At 60.2% G+C, this 14,196-nt stretch carries 12 protein-coding genes; 11 read left to right on the forward strand and 1 reads right to left on the reverse strand.

Annotation, left to right across the window (positions count from 1 at the left end; all coding sequences use genetic code 11):
• Positions 1 to 126: 126 nt before the first annotated feature.
• From IB245_RS26105 to IB245_RS26145, 9 genes are all read left to right on the forward strand, one after another.
• Positions 127 to 858 carry a response regulator gene (locus tag IB245_RS26105; protein WP_007903365.1) on the forward strand — a complete coding sequence of 244 codons (732 nt, stop codon included), beginning with the start codon at positions 127 to 129 and terminating at the stop codon, positions 856 to 858.
• Positions 848 to 2,317: an ATP-binding protein gene (locus IB245_RS26110; RefSeq protein ID WP_192229115.1), complete on the forward strand. Its 1,470-nt coding sequence runs from the start codon at positions 848 to 850 to the stop codon at positions 2,315 to 2,317. Before IB245_RS26105 ends, IB245_RS26110 begins: the two co-directional genes overlap by 11 nt.
• A 216-nt stretch (positions 2,318 to 2,533) precedes the next feature.
• Positions 2,534 to 3,793, forward strand: a complete 1,260-nt coding sequence (locus IB245_RS26115; RefSeq protein WP_192229116.1) for an AGE family epimerase/isomerase — start codon at positions 2,534 to 2,536, stop codon at positions 3,791 to 3,793.
• A gap of 117 nt (positions 3,794 to 3,910) precedes the next feature.
• Positions 3,911 to 5,218: an ABC transporter substrate-binding protein gene (locus IB245_RS26120; RefSeq protein WP_008032967.1), complete on the forward strand. Its 1,308-nt coding sequence runs from the start codon at positions 3,911 to 3,913 to the stop codon at positions 5,216 to 5,218.
• 171 nt (positions 5,219 to 5,389) lie between these two features.
• Positions 5,390 to 6,298: a carbohydrate ABC transporter permease gene (locus IB245_RS26125; protein ID WP_008032969.1), complete on the forward strand. Its 909-nt coding sequence runs from the start codon at positions 5,390 to 5,392 to the stop codon at positions 6,296 to 6,298.
• A complete protein-coding gene (locus tag IB245_RS26130; protein WP_008032971.1) occupies positions 6,291 to 7,136 on the forward strand; it encodes a carbohydrate ABC transporter permease in 846 nt (281 codons plus the stop codon). The genes IB245_RS26125 and IB245_RS26130 overlap by 8 nt, the downstream gene beginning before the upstream one ends.
• Positions 7,137 to 7,140: 4 nt before the next feature.
• Positions 7,141 to 8,301, forward strand: coding sequence for an ABC transporter ATP-binding protein (locus tag IB245_RS26135; protein ID WP_008038607.1), 1,161 nt, complete (start codon positions 7,141 to 7,143; stop codon positions 8,299 to 8,301).
• Between the two features lie 173 nt (positions 8,302 to 8,474).
• The gene (locus tag IB245_RS26140) at positions 8,475 to 9,821 is read left to right on the forward strand and encodes a carbohydrate porin (protein ID WP_192229117.1); all 1,347 of its coding nucleotides are present in this window, start codon (positions 8,475 to 8,477) and stop codon (positions 9,819 to 9,821) included.
• Between the two features lie 114 nt (positions 9,822 to 9,935).
• A complete protein-coding gene (locus tag IB245_RS26145) occupies positions 9,936 to 10,790 on the forward strand; it encodes a D-hexose-6-phosphate mutarotase (RefSeq protein WP_008038602.1) in 855 nt (284 codons plus the stop codon).
• A 130-nt stretch (positions 10,791 to 10,920) separates the two neighbouring features.
• Here the strand turns inward: IB245_RS26145 and IB245_RS26150 are convergent, their stop codons facing one another.
• Positions 10,921 to 11,781: a MurR/RpiR family transcriptional regulator gene (locus IB245_RS26150; protein ID WP_177318169.1), complete on the reverse strand. Its 861-nt coding sequence runs from the start codon at positions 11,779 to 11,781 to the stop codon at positions 10,921 to 10,923.
• Between the two features lie 242 nt (positions 11,782 to 12,023).
• Between IB245_RS26150 and zwf the strand changes: the two genes are divergently transcribed.
• Positions 12,024 to 13,493 (forward strand): glucose-6-phosphate dehydrogenase, encoded by a 1,470-nt coding sequence (zwf, locus tag IB245_RS26155; RefSeq protein WP_192229118.1) that lies wholly within the window; start codon positions 12,024 to 12,026, stop codon positions 13,491 to 13,493.
• A complete protein-coding gene (gene pgl, locus IB245_RS26160; protein WP_008038595.1) occupies positions 13,480 to 14,193 on the forward strand; it encodes a 6-phosphogluconolactonase in 714 nt (237 codons plus the stop codon). The genes zwf and pgl overlap by 14 nt, the downstream gene beginning before the upstream one ends.
• Positions 14,194 to 14,196 lie beyond the last annotated feature (3 nt).

Below are 14,196 nucleotides of genomic sequence, written 5' to 3' on the forward strand. Positions count from 1 at the left end.
GCTCCTACAGAAGCACCGGAGCAACCTGTAGGAGCGAGGCTTGCCCGCGAAGAGGCCGGAACAGACACATAGATTTATGATCGATCAGGCATAATCCTCCAATTCAAACAACAAGGACGCCGCCCCGTGAGCTCAGTCAACAAGTCGATTTTGTTGGTCGATGACGATCAAGAGATACGCGAGTTGCTGGACACCTACCTGACCCGCGCGGGTTTCCAGGTACGTACCACGCCCGACGGCGCCGGTTTCCGCCAGGCGTTGAACGAAGCGCCGAGCGATCTGGTGATCCTCGACGTGATGCTGCCCGACGAAGACGGTTTCAGCCTCTGCCGCTGGATCCGCCAGCACCCGCGGCAGGCGCAAGTGCCCATCATCATGCTCACCGCCAGCTCCGATGAAGCCGACCGCGTCATCGGCCTGGAACTGGGTGCCGACGACTACCTTGGCAAACCCTTCAGCCCTCGTGAATTGCAGGCGCGGATCAAAGCCTTGTTGCGTCGTGCGCAATTCGGCCAGGAACGTTCCGGCAGTGAAGTGCTGGCCTTTGATGACTGGCGGCTGGACATGGTCAGCCATCGGCTGTTCCACATCGATGGCGAAGAAGTGATTCTCTCCGGCGCCGATTTTGCCCTGCTGAAACTGTTCCTCGATCACCCCCAGGAAATCCTCGACCGCGACACCATCGGCAACGCCACCCGTGGCCGCGACCTGATGCCGCTGGACCGGATCGTCGACATGGCCGTCAGCCGTTTACGCCAACGCCTGCGCGATACCGAAAAACCGCCGCGACTGATCCGCACCGTGCGCGGCAGCGGTTATCAGTTGGCGGCCAATGTGGTTGCCAGCAATGGTCACTGAGGTGTTGCGCAAGCTCGCGGCAAAGGTTCCGGTCCCGCGTTCGCTGCTCGGGCGGATGCTGCTGCTGACCTTGCTGGCGGTGTTGTTCGCGCAGACGTTGTCGAGCGTGATCTGGGTCTCGCAATTGCGTGCCACGCAGCTGGAAGGCCTGGTCACCAGCGCTCGCAGCCTTGCCCATTCGATGACCGCCAGCGTCAGTTATTTTCGCTCGTTGCCGGTGGCGTTCAGGCCGCTGGTACTCGACCAGTTGCGCAGCATGGGCGGCACCCGTTTCGTGGTGACCCTCAACGACAAACCGCTTGGCATGGAAGTGCTGCCGATCACCCCGCGCAAAGCGGCGGTGCTCAAAGCGGTGGACGAAGTGCTGCGCCAGTCGCTCGGCCAGGACACCGATATCTCGGTGACCTTTGTCAGCCCCGAAGACCTGCGGATCTTCAACGGTGGCCTGAAACTGGATGAGCTGCCGCGTTCCTGGGCGCATTACGCACTGACGCTGGAGCCGGTGAATCCGCCGGTGCTGGTCACGCAAATCCAGATGGCGCCGGGCGAGTGGCTGTACATCGCCTCGCTGTTGCCCGAGCCCTACACCAGCCTTGAAGAGCAAGGCCTGCCGGCGCAGCAAGTCTGGTTCATCGTTCTCACCAGCGGCTTTTTGCTGTTGTTCATCGGCCTGCTGGTGCACTGGCAGAGCCGGCCGCTCAAGCGTTTGGCACGGGCGGCGCGGGACATGTCCCTCGGGGCGGAAGTCGAGCCGGTGGCGGAAGGTGGCGGCAGTGAAGTGGTCGAAGTGGGGCGCGCCTTCAATGCGATGCGCGAACGTATCAGCCGTTACCTGACTGAACGCAGCCAGTTGTTCAGTGCGATTTCCCATGATTTGCGCACGCCGATTACCCGCTTGCGCCTGCGGGTGGAATTGCTTGAGGACGAAAAGCTGCAAGCCAAATTCGGTCGTGATCTCGATGAATTGGAGCTTCTGGTCAAAGGCGCGCTGCAATGCGTGAAAGACACTGACATCCACGAAAACATCGAGCAGGTGGACCTCAACCATGTGCTCGATTGCCTGGTGGAGCCGTATCTGGCGCCTAACGGCAATGGTCGCGTGACCCAGCAGGGGCGGGCGCTGGCGGCGTATCCGGGTAAACCGCTGGCGCTCAAGCGCTGCATCGGCAACCTGATCGACAACGCCTTGAAGTACGGTCAGAACGCGCACCTGCACATCGATGACGACGAGAACGCGTTTGTCCTGCATGTCGATGACGAAGGGCCGGGTGTGCCGGAGCAGCGGCTGGAGCAGGTGTTCGAGCCGCACTTTCGCCTTGCCGGGCAGCAACAGGGTTATGGGTTGGGGTTGGGCATTGCGCGCAACATTGCCCATAGCCATGGCGGGGAAGTCAGCCTGCAAAACCTGCGTGAAGGCGGGTTGCGGGTGACGCTCCAATTGCCTCGATCAATCGACTGACACACAACCTTGTAGGAGCCAGCTTGCTGGCGATAGCGGCGTGCCTGACACGCCGCGTTATCGTTGATCGCCAGCAAGCCGGCTCCTACAAAAGCAAATAGGCGCCACGCCCTGCAATTGTCACAGCTTGGTGACATAACTCGCCCCCTTCGTTACAAGCCCGCCACCGCCCGTTGTTTAGACTGCCCGCAGTCATAACAACAAAAAAGGCACCCCATGGACACCTTCCAACCCGCCTTCAGCAGTTGGCTGAACGCACCGGCCCATCAGCAATGGCTCGCCGCCGAAGGCTTGCGCCTGCTGGCATTCGCCAAGGCATCGAAGCTCCCCGAAGGCTTCGGCAATCTCGACGAAAAGGGCTGTCTCCCGACCAACGCCCACGCTGAAACCATGAACACCGCACGCATGACCCACAGCTTCGCCATGGCGCACATCCAGGGCCTGCCGGGTTTCGCCGAGCTGGTGGATCACGGCATCAATGCCCTTCGCGGGCCGTTGCGCGATGCCGAGCATGGCGGCTGGTTCGCCACAGCGCATCCCCTTGACGACAACACCGGAAAGGCCGCTTACCTGCACGCCTTCGTTGCCCTGGCCGCCAGTTCCGCCGTGGTGGCGCGGCGTCCCGGCGCACAGGCCTTGCTCGATGACGCGATCCACATCATCGACACGTATTTCTGGAGTGAGGAGGAGGGCGCAATGCGCGAATCCTTCAATCGCGACTGGCGTGAAGAGGAACGTTATCGCGGCGCCAACAGCAACATGCACGCCACCGAAGCCTTCCTCGCGCTGGCCGATGTCACGCAAGACAATCGCTGGTTGTGCCGCGCGCAACGGATCGTCGAGCGCGTGATCCATGGTCACGCCGCCGCCAACGATTACCTGGTGGTCGAGCATTTCGATCGCGACTGGCAGCCGTTGCGCGACTACAACCACGACAACCCGGCCGACGGTTTCCGTCCTTACGGCACCACGCCGGGCCACGGCTTCGAATGGGCCCGGCTGTTGCTGCACCTCGAAGCTGCGCGAGTACAGGCCGGGATGCTGACGCCCGGTTGGCTCGCCACTGACGCGCAAAAACTCTTCGAGCACAACTGCCGCCACGGCTGGGATGTCGACGGGCTGCCCGGGATTGTCTACACCCTCGATTGGGATAATCGCGCGGTGGTTCGCCATCGTTTGCACTGGACCCATTGCGAAGCCAGCGCCGCCGCCAGCGCGCTGCTTAAACGCACGGGCGATGAGCAATATGAAACCTGGTACCGACTGTTCTGGGAATTTTGTGACAGTCATTTCATCGACCGCTGCGAGGGCAGTTGGTATCACGAGCTCGATCCGCAGAACCGTCCGAGCGCCGATATCTGGGCCGGCAAACCCGATCTCTATCACGCCTGGCAAGCCGTGTTGATTCCGCGCCTGCCGCTGGCGCCGAGCATGGCCAGTGCCTTGGCGAGTCTGTCCCAGAGCGGTTCTATGTAACCATGCGGTGACATTCACGCGTCCCTTCGTTACCTGCGAGGGGATGACTCCTGTTTAAAATCCTATGCAGCGCAAGCACCAGACTTGCATGCATAACAACAAGAAAGGTACTTCCAGATGAATGCGATTTCTCGCCTCGCTACTGTCATTTCTCTCGCGTCGCTGCTTCCCCTCAGTGCATTTCCCCTCAGTGGCCTTGCCGCCGATTCCAAAGGTTCGGTGGAAGTTGTTCACTGGTGGACGTCGGGTGGTGAAAAAGCAGCGGTCGATGTCCTCAAGGCTCAAGTCGAAAAAGACGGCTTCACCTGGAAGGACGGCGCAGTCGCCGGTGGTGGCGGTTCCACGGCCATGACCGTACTGAAAAGCCGCGCAGTCGCCGGTAACCCGCCGGGCGTTGCCCAGATCAAGGGTCCGGACATCCAGGAGTGGGGCAGCACTGGCCTGCTCAGCACCGACACCCTGAAAGACGTTTCCAAGTCCGAAGGCTGGGATAACCTGCTGATCAAGAAAGTCTCCGACACCGTCAAATACGAAGGCGACTACGTGGCCGTTCCGGTGAACATTCACCGTGTGAACTGGCTGTGGATCAACCCGGAAGTGTTCAAGAAAGCCGGGATCGACAAAGCCCCGACCACCCTCGAAGAATTCTACGCCGCCGGCGACAAGCTCAAAGCCGCCGGCTTCATCGCGCTCGCCCACGGTGGTCAGCCTTGGCAAGACAGCACCGTGTTTGAAGACGTGGTGCTCTCGGTCATGGGCGCCGATGGTTACAAAAAAGCGTTGGTAGACCTGGATCAGAAAACCCTGTCCGGGCCGGAAATGACCAAGTCGTTCACCGAGCTGAAAAAACTCACCGGCTACATGGACCCGAACCGCGCCGGTCGTGACTGGAACATCGCTGCCGCCGAGGTCATCAACGGCAAGGCCGGTATGCAGATGATGGGCGACTGGGCGAAAAGCGAATGGACTGCGGCGAAGAAAGTCGCCGGCAAGGACTACCAGTGCGTGCCGTTCCCGGGCACCGAAAAAGCCTTCACCTACAACATCGACTCGATGGCTGTATTCAAGTTGAAAGCTGATCGCAAGGGTGACATCGCCGCCCAGCAAGACCTGGCCAAGGTTGCTCTGGGGACCGACTTCCAGAAAGTCTTCAGCATCAACAAAGGCTCGATCCCGGTCCGTACCGACATGCTGAACGAGATGGACAAGCTCGGTTTCGACGCCTGCGCTCAAACCGCCGCCAAGGACTTCCTGGCGGACGAGAAGACCGGCGGCCTGCAACCAAGCATGGCGCACAACATGGCCACTTCCCTGGCCGTGCAAGGCGCGATCTTCGACGTGGTCACCAACTTCATGAACGACAAGGACGCTGACCCGGCCAAGGCCAGCGCCCAACTGGCATCGGCTGTCAAAGCCGCCCAGTAATCCCTGAGGCCGCAGGCTCGCCTGCGGCAATTTTCTGGGACCGTTCCCCTTGTAGGAGCGAGGCTTGCCCGCGAAAGCAGTCTGACATTCAACAGAGTTGTCGACAGTTACGCCGCCTTCGTGGGCAAGCCTCGCTCCTACAGATACTCACTTCTCCAATGGATTATCCCGATGAGCTCTGTGGCGGTTTTCAGCAAAGCCTCACCGTTCGATGCGCTGCAACGCTGGTTACCCAAGTTGGTACTCGCGCCAAGCATGCTCATCGTGTTGGTTGGTTTCTACGGTTACATCATTTGGACATTCATACTGTCCTTCACAAACTCCAGCTTCATGCCGAGCTACAAGTGGGTCGGCCTGCAGCAATACATGCGCTTGATGGACAACGATCGCTGGTGGGTCGCGAGCAAGAACCTCGCGCTCTTCGGTGGCATGTTCATCGGCATCAGCCTGGTATTGGGCGTGTTCCTCGCGGTGCTGCTGGACCAGCGCATTCGCAAGGAAGGCTTCATTCGCACCGTTTACCTGTACCCGATGGCGCTGTCGATGATCGTCACCGGTACCGCCTGGAAATGGCTGCTCAACCCTGGCCTGGGCCTGGACAAAATGCTGCGTGACTGGGGCTGGGAAGGCTTCCGTCTCGACTGGCTGGTGGATCAGGATCGCGTGGTGTACTGCCTGGTGATCGCTGCCGTGTGGCAAGCCTCCGGGTTTGTGATGGCGATGTTCCTGGCCGGTCTGCGCGGTGTCGATCAATCGATCATCCGTGCCGCGCAAGTCGACGGTGCGAGCCTGCCGACCATCTATTTGAAGATCGTCCTGCCGAGCCTGCGCCCGGTGTTTTTCAGCGCCTTCATGATCCTCGCGCACATCGCGATCAAGAGCTTCGACCTGGTGGCGGCGATGACGGCGGGCGGTCCCGGCTACTCGTCCGACCTGCCGGCGATGTTCATGTATTCCTTCACCTTCAGCCGTGGCCAGATGGGCATCGGTTCGGCCAGCGCCATGTTGATGCTCGGTGCCGTGCTGACCATCCTCGTGCCGTACCTGTACTCCGAGCTGCGAGGCAAACGCCATGACTAATCAACTCGGAAAACCGACGCTGAGTTTCAGCCGCATCGCGATCTACGCCACGCTTCTGCTGGCCGCTGCGGTGTACCTGATTCCGCTGATCGTGATGCTGCTGACCAGCTTCAAATCCCCGGAAGACATTCGTACCGGCAACCTGCTGAGCTGGCCGACCGTCATTGACGGCATCGGCTGGATCAAGGCCTGGGACGTGGTCGGCGGGTACTTCTGGAACTCGGTGAAAATCACCGTGCCGGCGGTTTTTATCTCGACCTTCATCGGTGCCATGAACGGCTACGTGCTGTCGATGTGGCGCTTCCGTGGCTCGCAGTTGTTCTTCGGCCTGTTGCTGTTCGGCTGCTTCCTGCCGTTCCAGACCGTGCTGCTGCCGGCTTCGTTCACCCTCGGCAAGTTCGGCCTGGCCAACACCACCACCGGTCTGGTGCTGGTGCACGTGGTCTACGGGCTGGCGTTCACCACGCTGTTCTTCCGCAACTACTACGTGAGCATCCCGGATGCGCTGGTCAAGGCTGCACGCCTGGACGGCGCAGGCTTCTTCACGATTTTCTGGAAGATCCTGCTGCCGATGTCGATCCCGATCGTGATGGTCTGCCTGATCTGGCAGTTCACCCAGATCTGGAATGACTTCCTGTTCGGCGTGGTCTTCGCCAGTGGCGATGCCCAGCCAATTACCGTGGCCCTGAACAACCTGGTCAACACCAGCACCGGGGCCAAGGAATACAACGTTGATATGGCCGCCGCGATGATCGCCGGGCTGCCGACACTGCTGGTCTACATATTCGCTGGCAAGTATTTCCTGCGTGGGCTGACGTCCGGCGCGGTCAAGGGGTAGAAACATGGCAACTCTCGAATTACGCAACGTCAACAAGACCTACGGCGCCGGTTTGCCGGACACCCTGAAAAACATCGAACTGAAGATCGATGACGGGGAATTTCTGATCCTGGTCGGCCCGTCGGGCTGCGGTAAATCCACGCTGATGAACTGCATCGCCGGCCTGGAAACCATCAGCGGCGGCGCGATCCTGGTGGATGACGCCGACATCAGCGGCATGAGCCCCAAGGATCGCGACATCGCCATGGTGTTCCAGTCCTACGCGCTGTACCCGACCATGAGCGTGCGCGACAACATCGCTTTCGGCCTGAAGATTCGCAAAATGCCCGCCGCCGAAATCGATGAAGAAGTCGCTCGCGTCTCCAAGCTGTTGCAGATCGAACACTTGCTGAGCCGCAAGCCCGGCCAGCTCTCCGGCGGTCAACAGCAGCGTGTGGCGATGGGTCGTGCCCTGGCGCGGCGGCCGAAGATTTACTTGTTCGACGAACCGCTGTCCAACCTCGACGCCAAGCTGCGCGTCGAGATGCGCACCGAAATGAAACTGATGCACCAGCGCCTGAAAACCACCACGGTCTACGTGACCCACGACCAGATCGAAGCGATGACGCTGGGCGACAAAGTGGCGGTGATGAAGGACGGGATCATTCAGCAGTTCGGCACGCCGAAAGACATCTACAACAACCCGGCCAACCTGTTCGTGGCGAGCTTCATCGGTTCGCCGCCGATGAACTTCATTCCCCTGCGTTTGCAACGCAAGGACGGTCGTCTGTTGGCGCTGCTCGACAGCGGTCAGGCGCGCTGCGAATTGCCGTTGGGCATGCAGGACGCCGGTCTGGAAGATCGCGAAGTGATCCTCGGCATGCGCCCTGAGCAGATCGTGCTGGCGGGCAGCGAGCCGAATGGTTTGCCGACCATTCGCGCCGAAGTGCAGGTCACCGAACCGACCGGTCCGGACACGCTGGTGTTCGTCAATCTCAACGACACCAAAGTCTGCTGCCGTCTGGCACCGGACGTTGCGCCGGCCGTGGGCGAGACCCTGACCCTGCAATTCGATCCATCGAAAGTGCTGCTGTTCGATGCCAAGACCGGGGAGCGCCTGGGGGTGGCCGGTCTGCCAAAAACCGAAGTTCACAGCGCCAACGTAACTCAGTTCAAAAACCGCTGAAGATCAAAAACTGTAGGAGCCAGGCTTGCCGGCGAAAGCGATTTCAGTGACGCCTTCGCCGGCAAGCCTGGCTCCTACAGGGGGGATATGCGGTGGGCGGCCTGTCGCGCATCGCAACCGATGTAACCGCGTTAGATAAAAACAGTTAATAACAATAAAACGAGGATGTAGGGATGAAGAAGAACAACAACGCTCAGCTTATCTGCCAGTTGTCGGCAATTGCGGCAATGATGCTGGCCGGTAGTGTGCACGCGGCTGACGCGTTCAGCGCCGATTCCGAATGGATGACCGGTGATTGGGGTGGTGAGCGGACCAAGCTGATCGAGCAAGGCATCGACATCAAGATGGACTACGTCGGTGAAGTGGGCAGCAACCTTCACGGCGGCTTCAACGACGACAAGACAGCGCGTTATGCCGACCAGTTTGGTTTGGGCGTGGCACTGGACCTGCAAAAACTGTGGGGCTGGGATAACACCCAGGCGAAGATCCAGCTGACCAACCGTAACGGCGAAAACATCTCCAATGACCGTGTCGGCGACCCGCGTGCCGGCACCTTGAGTTCCTCCCAGGAAGTCTACGGTCGCGGCCATATGGTCCGTCTGACCCAGTTGTGGATCAAGCACCAGTTCCTCGACGGCAAACTGGACGTCAAGGCTGGTTACTTCGGTGAAGGCGAAGACTTCAACACCTTCCCTTGCGAGTTCCAGAACCTGGCGTTCTGCGGTTCCCAGGTGGGTAACTGGGCGACCAACATCTGGTACAACTGGCCGGTCATGCAGGCTGCGGTCCGCGTGAAGTACAACATCTCGCCTGAGTTCTATGCGCAGATCGGCGCGTACAACCAGAACACGTCGCAACTGGAGCACGGTAACGGCTTCAAGCTCAGCGGCAGTGGTACCAACGGCACCGTCCTGCCGGTCGAACTGGTCTGGTTGCCTAACCCTAACAACCTGCCGGGCGAATACCGTGTCGGTTACTACAAAAGCACGGCTGATGCCAATGACGTTCGTGAAGACGACAACGGCGCTGATGCTGCCACCAGCGGCAACGCTTACCGCAGCCACGACAGCAAGTCCGGCTACTGGTTCGTGGCGCAGCAACAGCTGACTGACCACAACGGTGACAAAAGCCGCGGCCTGACCGTTTCGGCCAACGCCACGTTCCACGACAAGGACACCAACTTCGTCGACAACTACCAGTCGTTGATGTTTGTGTACAAAGGCCCGTTCGATGCCCGTCCGAAAGATGACGTCGGTATCGGTTTCGCGCGTATTCATGTCAACGATGACGTGAAGAAAAACGCCGAGCTGGTCAACGCCGCCAACAATGTCACGGACTACAACGATCCACGGTTCTCGCCACTGCGTACCACCGAGTACAACTACGAGATCAACTACGGCTTCCACGTTACCAACTGGCTGACCGTGCGTCCCAACCTGCAATACATCACTCACCCGGGCGGTGTGGATGAAGTCGACAACGCGCTGGTCGCCGGCCTGAAAATTCAGTCGGTGTTCTAACGCTGTTGCGATAAGCTCCTCTCTATGTGCGCATTTTTGCGGACAGCCCAGGCTGTCCGCTTTTTTTTGGGGGCGGCGCACCCCGGTGACAGCTGATTTTCAGGACCGTGGCACATGCATGAGCATCCGCTACAACGCTTCTTCAAATCCTTGCGCGAACGTCCGGTGTTTGCGTGGGAGCGCTATCAGATGCGCGATGTTTTGGTGATCGATCACCCGCTGTGTCAGGCGGTGTTCAGTCGTCAGGGCGCGCAGTTGCTGCACTTTCAGCCCAAGGGCCAAAAGCCCTGGCTCTGGTGCGCGGCGAAGTGGCCGCATGTCGGTGCGATTCGCGGCGGCGTGCCGGTGTGCTGGCCGTGGTATGGCCGCCATCCGAGCGAAAACGCCTGGCCGTCCCATGGCTGGGCACGCTTGCTGGACTGGAAGCTGCTCGACAGCCGTCACGACGATGACGGCGTGCGCCTGCACTGGCAATTGCAGTTGTGCGACTGGCAAGTGGACCTGCATGCGCACCTTGGCGAACGCATGGAGTTGCGCCTGAGCACCGAGCATCAGGACAGCCTGCCGTGCCAATTGAGTCAGGCATTGCACGCCTATTGGCGTATTGGTGATGTCGGTGAGATAGCGCTGTCTGGGCTCGACGGGGCGCAAGGTTACGACCAGTTGAACCGCCAGGTTTGTCAGCAGGAAGGCGAGTTGCGGGTAGAGGGCGGCTGTCAGCGGGTGTTCCAGCATGACGGCGAATTGCAGCTTAAGGACCACGCCTGGCAGCGGCAATTGTGCATCGATACCGGGGATGATGCGGACACGGTGGTCTGGCACCCAGGGACGCGTCCGCTATTGGGCGTGAGCTGGAACGAGATTTCCGAGTTTGTGTGTGTGGAAGCGGCGAGCGGCGGGACCGATAGCCTGAGCCTGGCGCCGGGGCAGAAAGCGCATTTGAGTTTGCAGGCTCGGGTCGGGGTTTAGCTCAGGGGGTTGCGGTGGATCGGCTGGCCTCTTCGCGGGCAAGCCTCGCTCCTACAGGTCACCCTGAACCTGTAGGAGCGAGGCTTGCCCGCGAAGACGGACTATCAGCCGACAAACTACTCAAACCTGATTAATTAAACTCATCCCCAATCGGATACCGGCTCGCATTCAAACTCTCTTTGATCTTGCGCAAATGCGGCTGGAAATCCACGCCACGGCGCAAGGTCATGCCGGTCGCCAGCACGTCCAGCACGGTGAGCTGAATGATCCGCGAAGTCATCGGCATGTAGATGTCGGTGTCTTCCGGCAGTGGAATGTTCAGGCTCAAGGTACTGGCCTTGGCCAGCGGCGAACCTTCAGCGGTCAAGCCGAGCACCGATGCACCGTTTTCCCGGGCGATACGCGCCACTTCCACCAGCTCGCGGGTGCGACCGGTGTAGGAAATGATCACGAACAACTCGCCGGTGTGGGCCACCGAGGCAATCATGCGCTGCATCAGTACGTCCGCATGGGCGGTGACGGCCAGGTTGAAGCGGAAGAATTTGTGCTGCGCATCCAGCGCCACCGGGGCTGAGGCGCCGAGGCCGAAGAAGTGGATCTGCCGGGCCTGGATCAGCAAGTCGACGGCGCGGCTGATCAGGTTCGGGTCCAGCGCCTGCAAGGCACTGTCCAGCGACGCGATGGCGCTGCCGAAAATCTTCTTGGTATAGGCTTCAGGATTGTCGTCGGCCTCGACCGCGCGGCTGACATACGCCGCGCCACTGGCCAGGCTCTGGGCGAGCTGAAGCTTGAGTTCCGGGTAGCCGCTGACGCCGAACGAACGGCAGAAACGGTTGACCGTCGGCTCGCTGACCTTGGAGGCCTGGGCGAGGGCGGCGATGCTGAACCGGGTGGCCTGCTGTGGGTTGAGCAGGATCACTTCGGCGACTTTGCGTTCCGCCTTGTTCAGGTCTTCAAGGCGATTCTGGATCTGTTCCAGTAAATTTCGCACGCGGTCCATATGATTTCCTTGGTGCACCTACAAGAGTGCACTGCGATGCAAATAAGGGTGTTGCTATGCAAATTGGGCCTTTGATAGGGCCCCAAGCGGTGGCCTATCCTACTGATGGCACCAACCGACCACCACTCGGAATCTGTATTTTGCGAAAATGTTGTGGTTATTACTACATTTTCTCTTGAGCGATGCCTTGAAAAAAGGTATTTGTAGCTTAACTTGATAAAAGAACAAACATCATGCCTTCGATTACGGTTGAACCGTGCACCTTTGCCTTGTTCGGCGCGCTTGGCGATCTGGCCCTGCGCAAGCTGTTTCCTGCCCTCTATCAACTCGATGGCGCAGGCCTGCTGCATGAGGACACGCGCATCATCGCGTTGGCCCGTGAGCCCGGTAGCGAACAGGAGCATCTGGCGTTCATCGCGTCCGAGCTGCGCCGCTACGTCGGTGCCAAAGAGCTGGACGAGGCGGTGGTCGAGCGCTTCCTGTCTCGTTTGAGCTACCTGCACGTCGATTTCCTCAAGGCTGACGATTACGTCGCCCTGGCCGAACTGGCCGGCAGCGCCCAGCGGGTGATTGCCTATTTCGCCACGCCGGCCGCCGTTTATGGCGCGATCTGCGAGAACCTGGCGAAGGTCGGTCTGGCCGAGAACACCCGCGTAGTGCTGGAAAAGCCTATCGGTTCGGACCTTGAATCTTCGCGCAAGGTCAACGACGCCGTGGCGCAGTTCTTCCCGGAGAACCGCACCTACCGCATCGACCACTACCTGGGCAAAGAGACCGTTCAAAACCTCATCGCCCTGCGTTTCGCCAACAGCCTGTTCGAAACCCAGTGGAACCAGAATTACATTTCCCACGTGGAAATCACCGTGGCCGAGAAGGTCGGGATCGAAGGCCGCTGGGGCTACTTCGACAAGGCCGGTCAGCTGCGGGACATGATCCAGAATCACCTGCTGCAACTGCTCTGTCTGATCGCCATGGACCCGCCGGCCGACCTGTCCGCCGACAGCATCCGTGACGAGAAAGTCAAAGTGCTCAAGGCGCTGGCGCCGATCAGCCCGGAAGGCCTGACCACGCAAGTGGTGCGCGGCCAGTACATCGCCGGTTACAGCGAAGGCAAATCAGTTCCCGGCTATCTGGAAGAACCGAATTCCAACACCCAGAGCGACACCGAAACCTTCGTCGCCCTGCGTGCCGACATCCGCAACTGGCGTTGGGCCGGCGTGCCGTTCTACCTGCGTACCGGCAAGCGCATGCCGCAAAAGCTGTCGCAGATCGTCATCCACTTCAAGGAACCGTCGCACTACATCTTCGCCCCGGAGCAGCGCCTGCAGATCAGCAACAAGCTGATTATCCGCCTGCAACCGGACGAAGGCATTTCCTTGCGTGTGATGACCAAAGAACAAGGCCTGGACAAGGGCATGCAGCTGCGCAGCGGTCCGTTGCAGCTGAATTTTTCCGACACCTGGCGCAGCGCACGGATCCCCGATGCCTACGAGCGGTTGTTGCTGGAAGTGATGCGTGGCAATCAGAACCTGTTTGTCCGTAAAGATGAAATCGAAGCCGCGTGGAAGTGGTGTGACCAGTTGATCGCCGGGTGGAAAAAATCCGGTGATGCGCCCAAGCCGTACGCGGCCGGGTCCTGGGGACCGATGAGCTCCATTGCTCTGATCACGCGGGACGGGAGGTCGTGGTATGGCGATATCTAATTTGCAATTGCCGCAGGGCGTCAGCGCCCATGCGTTCAAAAGCCCGGTGTTGCTGGCCGAAGGCCTGGCACTGCAGGTGGCCAGGCAGCTGAGCGAGGCGATCGATGCTCGAGGCACGGCCACGCTGGTGGTGTCCGGCGGGCGCAGTCCGGTGGCGTTTTTCCAGCACCTGGCCAAGCAGACGCTGGACTGGTCGAACGTGGTGGTCAGCCTGGCGGACGAGCGCTGGGTGCCGGTTGAACATGCCGACAGCAATGCCGGTCTGCTCAAGCGTTACCTGTTGCAAGGCCCGGCGGCCAAGGCTCAGTTCCTGAGCCTGTACAGCGCCACCGCGAACCTGGAGCAAGCGGCCGAACAGGCTGATCGCCTGCTCGCCGAGCTGCCGACGATTGACGTGTTGGTGCTGGGCATGGGCGATGACGGCCACACCGCGTCGCTGTTCCCGAACAGCCCGAACCTGGCCGACGCCTTGAAAACCGACGGCAAGCGTCGTTGCTACCCGATGCTGGCGCCAACCGTGCCGCATCAGCGCCTGACCATGAGTCGTGCGCTGCTGGCCTCGGCCAAACACAAGATTCTGTCGATTTCCGGTCAGTCCAAGCTGACCACCCTGAGTTTCGCGCTGGCCGGTGACGATGTCGCCGAAATGCCGATCCGCGCGTTTCTGCAACCCACGTTAGAGATTTACTGGTGCCCATGAGCC

This window comes from Pseudomonas sp. PDM02 (genome assembly GCF_014852285.1).
Classification (GTDB): Bacteria; Pseudomonadota; Gammaproteobacteria; order Pseudomonadales; family Pseudomonadaceae; genus Aquipseudomonas; species Aquipseudomonas migulae.

Excerpts from the sequence above, each read along its gene's own strand:
- zwf (WP_192229118.1), top strand. The coding sequence starts at position 12,024 with ATGCCTTCGATTACGGTTGAACCGTGCACCTTTGCCTTGTTCGGCGCG.
- IB245_RS26145 (WP_008038602.1), top strand. The coding sequence starts at position 9,936 with ATGCATGAGCATCCGCTACAACGCTTCTTCAAATCCTTGCGCGAACGT.
- IB245_RS26110 (WP_192229115.1), top strand. The coding sequence starts at position 848 with ATGGTCACTGAGGTGTTGCGCAAGCTCGCGGCAAAGGTTCCGGTCCCG.
- IB245_RS26140 (WP_192229117.1), top strand. The coding sequence starts at position 8,475 with ATGAAGAAGAACAACAACGCTCAGCTTATCTGCCAGTTGTCGGCAATT.
- IB245_RS26120 (WP_008032967.1), top strand. The coding sequence starts at position 3,911 with ATGAATGCGATTTCTCGCCTCGCTACTGTCATTTCTCTCGCGTCGCTG.
- pgl (WP_008038595.1), top strand. The coding sequence starts at position 13,480 with ATGGCGATATCTAATTTGCAATTGCCGCAGGGCGTCAGCGCCCATGCG.
- IB245_RS26125 (WP_008032969.1), top strand. The coding sequence starts at position 5,390 with ATGAGCTCTGTGGCGGTTTTCAGCAAAGCCTCACCGTTCGATGCGCTG.
- IB245_RS26135 (WP_008038607.1), top strand. The coding sequence starts at position 7,141 with ATGGCAACTCTCGAATTACGCAACGTCAACAAGACCTACGGCGCCGGT.
- IB245_RS26130 (WP_008032971.1), top strand. The coding sequence starts at position 6,291 with ATGACTAATCAACTCGGAAAACCGACGCTGAGTTTCAGCCGCATCGCG.
- IB245_RS26115 (WP_192229116.1), top strand. The coding sequence starts at position 2,534 with ATGGACACCTTCCAACCCGCCTTCAGCAGTTGGCTGAACGCACCGGCC.